Annotated in this window: 7 protein-coding genes; 2 read left to right on the top strand and 5 right to left on the bottom strand. The window is 34.6% G+C overall.

Features of this window, described 5'->3' with window-relative positions; translation table 11 throughout:
* Positions 1-492, bottom strand: a 492-nt coding sequence (locus BUA88_RS15600) for a M55 family metallopeptidase (RefSeq protein ID WP_143151463.1), incomplete at its 3' end; no start/stop codon positions are given.
* A gap of 196 nt (positions 493-688) precedes the next feature.
* On the opposite strand from BUA88_RS15600, the gene BUA88_RS15595 reads away from it, so the two are divergent.
* The gene (locus tag BUA88_RS15595; protein ID WP_072919675.1) at positions 689-2,002 is read left to right on the top strand and encodes an IS30 family transposase; all 1,314 of its coding nucleotides are present in this window, start codon (positions 689-691) and stop codon (positions 2,000-2,002) included.
* 325 nt (positions 2,003-2,327) lie between these two features.
* Here BUA88_RS15595 and BUA88_RS15590 read toward each other — a convergent pair whose 3' ends face one another.
* The 3 genes from BUA88_RS15590 to BUA88_RS15580 form a co-directional block, all read right to left on the bottom strand.
* Positions 2,328-2,792 (bottom strand): hypothetical protein, encoded by a 465-nt coding sequence (locus BUA88_RS15590; protein ID WP_072919674.1) that lies wholly within the window; start codon positions 2,790-2,792, stop codon positions 2,328-2,330.
* 190 nt (positions 2,793-2,982) lie between these two features.
* Positions 2,983-3,732, bottom strand: coding sequence for a lysophospholipid acyltransferase family protein (locus BUA88_RS15585; RefSeq protein ID WP_072919673.1), 750 nt, complete (start codon positions 3,730-3,732; stop codon positions 2,983-2,985).
* A 94-nt stretch (positions 3,733-3,826) separates the two neighbouring features.
* Positions 3,827-4,156, bottom strand: a complete 330-nt coding sequence (locus tag BUA88_RS15580) for a LysM peptidoglycan-binding domain-containing protein (protein WP_159430916.1) — start codon at positions 4,154-4,156, stop codon at positions 3,827-3,829.
* A 179-nt stretch (positions 4,157-4,335) separates the two neighbouring features.
* Here BUA88_RS15580 and lexA point away from each other — a divergent pair, with 179 nt between their 5' ends.
* Positions 4,336-4,950, top strand: a complete 615-nt coding sequence (lexA, locus tag BUA88_RS15575) for a transcriptional repressor LexA (RefSeq protein WP_072919672.1) — start codon at positions 4,336-4,338, stop codon at positions 4,948-4,950.
* 177 nt (positions 4,951-5,127) lie between these two features.
* On the opposite strand, the gene BUA88_RS15570 is transcribed toward lexA, so the two are convergent.
* Complete coding sequence (locus BUA88_RS15570; RefSeq protein WP_072916781.1) at positions 5,128-6,444, bottom strand: IS4 family transposase; 1,317 nt, start codon at positions 6,442-6,444, stop codon at positions 5,128-5,130.
* Positions 6,445-6,631: the final 187 nt, after the last annotated feature.

Raw genomic sequence — 6,631 nt, 5'->3', positions numbered from 1 at the left:
CAGATATGGTACATCGCTAAAGCACATAACACTTTCACCGATCTCCGCGATATGAATGCTATTTATGAAAAATGACTCCAGCGGCGGTGTATGAATTGTGTGCGGAAAATATGCGTTTGCTTCTCCGTTTCTTGCATGTTGACCTACCGTTATGATTCCAAAAGGTTCTATAGCCGCTTGACCGCGGATTCGGCTCCAGTAACAGCTTCTTTCCGGCAAGTCAAAGACTCTTACCTGCTTCGGTAACTTATCAAGTTCAACATTGAATTCTTTGCACCCAGCGAAGTGCATATCGTACAGAAGGATATCCTCTATCCCCGAATCTATCGCTGCATTACAAACTGCAAGCACATCGCTGGTAATACATTTTCTACCATATATTCTCCAATCGGTATACTCCGGATATAATTCCTCATGTAAACAAGCATGACTATTCGATTCAAAGATCCCGCTTGCCCCCTCCATGTCCGCTACAACGATTAATTGCTTCATATTCCTCTTCTGCCTCTCTTTACAAGTACTATCTTGTCAACAACTCTACAAACTGCCGATTTATCAAATGCCTTTATTTTAGTTGATTTAACAGCCTAAAGAAAGCTTTAATTACCATATTTTCAATTTTTGTTTATTAGAATTATACTAATACTGTTCTGCAAATCGATTACCTATAGAATATGGAGGTAATCACATGAACAACAAACATCTTACATTTGAGGAACGTTCTATAATCGAAGATCTACTTAATAAGGGAGAAAAAATCCATAAGATTGCACAGAAACTTGGTAGACCAGATTCTTCTATTGCGCGCGAAATACAAAGAAATAGATTTATCTGTAATACCGCCACTAGAGAGAAATGCTATTATCAGTTCAGGTCAGCTGCGTGCCCTGTAGTTAATCTATGTGGACGAGGAAAATGCAGGCGAATGTCCTGTAGCGACTGTGATGATTACTGCAATGACAAATGCCCTGAATATAAGCCATATCTATGTCCTAAACTCACAAAATCACCTTTTGTCTGTAATGGATGCAAGGAACATCCTTGTCGTATCGGTACATTTTCTGCTAGATACAGGTATCAGGCTAGACGTGCACAGATTGTATATGAGGATAAACTCAGGGAGTCTAGAGATGGAATAAGTCTCTCTGCTGAGGAAATGGAACGACTAGATAATCTGGTATCTCCTCTTCTACTAAAAGGGCAATCTATAAGGACTATATATGCCAATCATAAAGATGAACTCCCTTGTTCTGCCAGTACTCTATATGCATATGTTGACCGTTGTTATCTTACAGCTAGAAACATAGATATGCCACGTAAAGTACGTTTTAAACCTCGTTATAGTCATGGCAAGCGACCTAAGAGCTTTCAAGAATTTGTATTTAAAAGAACGTACGAGGATTTTCAGAAGTTCATAGCAGATAAACCTGATTTAAATATCTGGGAATTAGATACAGTTATTGGAGCTGTAGGTGGTTACAGTTTCATGACTATGCTGCATCGTAAGTCAGGATTTATGATTATTTATCTTCTAAAAGAACACTCTCAAGTGGCCGTAATTGATGCTATAAACGATATTTGCGACAAACTCGGAATTGAGCTGTTTCAGAAACTTTTTCAAGTAATTTTAGCTGACAGAGGGACTGAATTTGGAAATCCATATGCTATTGAATGTGATAGGTATGGTGAAATCAAAACGAAGCTGTTTTATTGTGATCCTTACTGCTCCTGGCAGAAGGGAATGCTTGAAAGAAATCATGAATTTATTAGGCAGGTCTTGCCAAAAGGGAAAAGCTTTAACGACCTTTCCCAGTCTGACATTCATCTTTTGATGAACCACATCAACAATTATCCCCGTGAAAGCTTAAATAATGTATCCCCATACGATTTAGCTAAGCTTCTTCTTGGTGATGATTTTTTACAAGCTTTAGGTTCAGACAAAATTGCACCTGACAACGTTATCCTTAAGCCTTGGTTGCTGCGGAAACCTAATAATTTATAAAAATTATTTCGAGTAAAGTATAACACAATTATCGATTTGCAGAACTTAATGCAATATTTGTAAATACGTTGGCATTTAGCATTAAGTCCTGGAAACCTTGTGTTAAAGGCCTTTTTGGCATGTCGTTTTTTAATGACAGAGCTTTAAAAATCACATATAATTAGGGATGTCAAGCGAACTAAATAAAAAAGAGCTACTGCATAATTTGCAGTAACTCTTAGAAAATCAAGCTTTATTCAAAAATTTGCATTTAGTTCTAAAAGTGACGTTTTCGATTTATGATTCGATTTATGACTGCTAAATTAGAGGGTGGATAAATTCATTTTTAATTTTGAGTATATAATATTGCTACTTCAACACCATCTTTTGATAAATAGATTGTAGTGTTATCTGATCGTAAATATCTGTAATGGTTAGTTGTTTTTTCGTAAGGTTCACCATAAAGACCTTCTAATTCTGAAGCAATATTATTAAAGGTAACATTTTTATCTTCATCTGATTCGATAGTTATATATCCGTGATTCAATTTATTATCTTCTGAAAAGCAATAAGTAATATTTGAGTCATAACCGAATGATTTATCCCAATACATAAGGCGGCCATCACCTTCATACATAATAGGTGCTGCTTCTTCCTTGCGAACTAAATATCCAGGAACACCCCACTCGAATGTGCGAAATCCTGTTTCTTCAGAGGAAAAAGCCTTTGTAACATCTTCTGTCCCGCATCCATTTAACATAATCATCACTAAAGATGTACAAATAAAAGTAATAAAATTTCTAGCCTTCATTATTCTCTCAATTCCTTTTTTAATTTAAAAACACAAGTATAACTAGTATAGCGGAATTTGAGAATTATAACTATTGCTCAAAATGTTAAACGTTATTTACATAAATGTGAATTTTTTATGAATTATCACTAAAATGTGTACTAAATAACATTTAATAACAAATTTTACTTAAAAAAACAATAAATTCATATTATGTAAGAATATTAGGCGCTTGATTTTTATTATCATAAACACCATATTCTTCCATTGTAGAAATAATCGTTCCACGAACTAAATCAGCCACCTCATGTGTCTTTAAATCTTTATATTCGTCGTATAATATTGGTTTACCAAAAATAACCTTTGTATTAACAGGTCCTGGCTTAATGCTGTTAAAAGCAATGTAAGAATCAATAAGCGTAACAGGAATAATCGGAACCTTAGCTCTCATGGCACATTTAAAACTACCTGGCTTAAAGCGCTGTACTATATTTCCATTATTATCATATCCGCCTTCAGAAAAAAGAATATATCTCTTCCCTTCTTTTAATTCTTTGGTAATCTTATCCATTATGACTATATTCTGACGAACGTCATCAAGCATAAGACGTTTTGCTCCAAGCAAATCCACCATTTCCCTGACCATAAACCCATATGATTTAGCTTTGTCCATGACAAAAGTACACGGGTTACGATGACCATACATTATGCCTAATACATCGTATTTTCCTTGATGGTTGGGATACATAACGTACCCCCCCTCAGAAGGAAGATTTTCCACGCCATAAATGTTAGTGGAAATCCTCGCACTTTTCATGAGAAAGCGAACAATCTTTAATGCATATACGTACTTATCTCTCTCTGAATATTTTTCAGGATGTTTTGTCATCCTTCTCATGGTTCGTATAAACGATGGACCACGTTTTAAGTTTGTTATTATTGCAATTAAAAATCTAAGCATAACTACTCCTATACTAAATAGATTATCAGTATTATAGGGAAATAACAAGATTATTAATTGCATAAAATTTATTTATAAGGAACAATGAAGAACTTTATAATTCTTCGTAAGAACAATATTCAATTACTAAATATTTACCAGCAGTAATGTCATCACCACCTAAGTGATTAATGCTCTTAATAGTATCAATGAAAGCTTCTTTATCGGACATTTCTGGCGACATAAACTGATCCGCAATATCCCAAAGAGTATCACCTGGCTGAATCTCATAGCTGGTGTAGTATTTATAAACTGACCTACTGTTTTCTGCTACTGCTCTATTACTATATAACATGAATGCTACAACGAATGAAATAATAAGTCCTACAGCAAGCATAATCTTTCTATTTCTAACGATTCTCTCTGCATTTGTATACTTTCTCATAATTCCCCTCCATTCAAAAAAGAAAAATATGTTCGAAAACATCTGTTCTGAAATGAACTATACCGCACAAACATTCGTTTGTCAACAACTTTTCGAACAAAATTTCGGAAAATGTGTTTGCAAAACTATGTTCCGTATGATACTCTAAATATAGATTAAATGTGAAAGGAGATTTTCATATGGCATATGGAAAAATATCTGCGAAGCAGCGTGAAATTCTCGAAGTTATAAAATCTGAAATTTTAAATAAAGGCTATCCACCTACTGTTCGTGAGCTTTGTGATGCATGTAATCTCAAATCCACTTCTTCTGTACACTCTCATCTTGAGACTTTAGAAAAGAACGGATACATTAAGCGTGATCCATCAAAGCCACGTGCAATAGAAATCGTTGATGATAGCTTTAATATGGTTCGTCGTGAAGTTGTTAATGTACCTGTAGTTGGAAAGGTTGCAGCTGGTCAGCCACTACTTGCTATTCAGAACATTTCTGAGTACTTCCCTATTCCTGCAGAGCACATGCCTAATCAGCAATCATTTATGTTACGAGTTCAGGGAGAATCAATGATTAATGCCGGTATCTTAGATGGCGATACCATTTTGGTTAAACAGCAGGACACTGCAAAGAATGGTGATATGGTTGTGGCTCTTGTTGATGATAGCGCCACAGTAAAGACTTTCTATAAAGAAAATGGTCACATTCGTCTTCAGCCTGAAAACGACACTATGGACCCAATCATCGTAGATAATTGCTTAATTCTTGGTAAAGTATTCGGAGTATTCCGTTTCTTTTAAATGGATGCTAAAAAAGGACGACCATTTTGGTCAATGTCATTAAGTTAACATTGCAGTGGAGACTAAAATAAAGAAAACGAGATTGGAGCTATAAACTTCAATCTCGTTTTTTCATTTTAAGCATAACAAATAGACAGATGATAAATCTGCCAGCAAAGCGTTTTTAAATTATTATTTTTATGCTACTCTATATAAGAAACCACGAAATACTTTTGCTGTGAGGTTTCTTTCTCGGTGCCTTCCAGTTCTAATTGGGATTGTATTTCTAGCAATAATGGTTTCTAAATTAGGTGATGTTGTTTTTCCTTGAAAAAATTGTCTACATACATGAGCAGCGACTGAGAAGTTCGCCTTGTATGTATATTTTCTTTGCTTTTTTTCAATGACTACGTGCGAGGTAATCATTTCTGCAAAGTTATACATTATCAAATGGGCATAGATTTCCTGATGAATACACATCACCTTTTTTGAATGAAAATTAAGCATTCCTATTGTGTATTTTAAGTCTCTAAATGAGCTTTCTATTCCCCAGCGTTCTGCGTACAATTCTTTAAGTTTTGATGGCGGATATTTCAATGAATCTAAGTTTGTTACAACACTCTCATATATTCCATCACTAATTTCAAAACGTACAAGTCTAAAATAAAGCTTATAAAATCTAGTAGGGTCACTTTTCCTAGATATAGAAGGAAGATAGTCAAACGGTGTGGTTGCAGGAAGTGCCCTGTAATGATTTCTGTCTTTAAACAATTTTTTTGTTTCAATCGTTTGCTTGCGAGTGAGGTTTAATTCAATACTAACATCATATTCAGGCTCTTCAGGTAATTCAAAACCTGCTTTTATTCCACATATTCCATCTCTTATACGAATTAGAAAGAACCATCCCTTTTCCTGTATATGTGCCATGCTGTTATAAGATTCATATCCTCTGTCAGCTATGATGAGAGCACAATCTATATTTGATTTATCTACCATTTGTTGTAATGCTAAATGTTCATTTAGATTTCGTTTTCCCTGTATTAATGCATCTGCATATATGTGCTTATTTAAATCATACAGCGCATTCAAATGCAGAAGATTATATGGCTTTTGCCCATTAGCACCTGGATAATACGAGCTTTTATCATCATAATTGGTCGGTATTTGTATATCAGAACCATCAACCGCAAGAATTACCATATCGTTACTATCTTCCGACATCAACTTATTAGTAAAACCATTAAAAATAGCTTTAAATGCTTCTGCCTTAATCTTTTGTCGTTGCTGCACAAAAGCAGATGCAGACGGCAAAGATTCAACATTTGGGAAAATATCTATTAGTTCATTTGTAAGACTTTTACTTTCCATACCAATAATGGATTTGATAATCGTCAGGAATGGTAATTTCCTATTTCTTATGAAGTCAGTTTCTTTATTATTTACATAGTTACACATACTCTTAGCGGTAGATTCAATCTCTGAAATTAAAATTTTTTTGACATGTTTAGGTTTCATATGTTACCTCCTCGTAATCAAGTTTTCCCTTAATTACAAGGGCCGCTTTCGCTACCTTAAAAACATCAGTAGCGAAAGCGGCCACATATTTCTCTTGTTATGTCAACATATATTTATAAAAAAGAAGACCCCTATACCATTTCTGGTATAGAGATCTCAATTGATTCATCTTAACTTAATGACATTG

It is taken from the genome of Pseudobutyrivibrio xylanivorans DSM 14809, assembly GCF_900141825.1.
GTDB classification, from domain to species: domain Bacteria; phylum Bacillota; class Clostridia; order Lachnospirales; family Lachnospiraceae; genus Pseudobutyrivibrio; species Pseudobutyrivibrio xylanivorans.
The sequence above is the reverse complement of the archived record's forward strand: the minus strand, read 5'-3'. Positions and strand labels throughout refer to the sequence as shown.

What these genes read in the sequence shown, in the direction of transcription:
- lexA (WP_072919672.1), top strand. Translation starts at nt 4,336, where the DNA reads ATGGCATATGGAAAAATATCTGCGAAGCAGCGTGAAATTCTCGAAGTT.
- BUA88_RS15580 (WP_159430916.1), bottom strand. Translation starts at nt 4,156, where the DNA reads ATGAGAAAGTATACAAATGCAGAGAGAATCGTTAGAAATAGAAAGATT.
- BUA88_RS15595 (WP_072919675.1), top strand. Translation starts at nt 689, where the DNA reads ATGAACAACAAACATCTTACATTTGAGGAACGTTCTATAATCGAAGAT.
- BUA88_RS15585 (WP_072919673.1), bottom strand. Translation starts at nt 3,732, where the DNA reads ATGCTTAGATTTTTAATTGCAATAATAACAAACTTAAAACGTGGTCCA.
- BUA88_RS15590 (WP_072919674.1), bottom strand. Translation starts at nt 2,792, where the DNA reads ATGAAGGCTAGAAATTTTATTACTTTTATTTGTACATCTTTAGTGATG.
- BUA88_RS15570 (WP_072916781.1), bottom strand. Translation starts at nt 6,444, where the DNA reads ATGAAACCTAAACATGTCAAAAAAATTTTAATTTCAGAGATTGAATCT.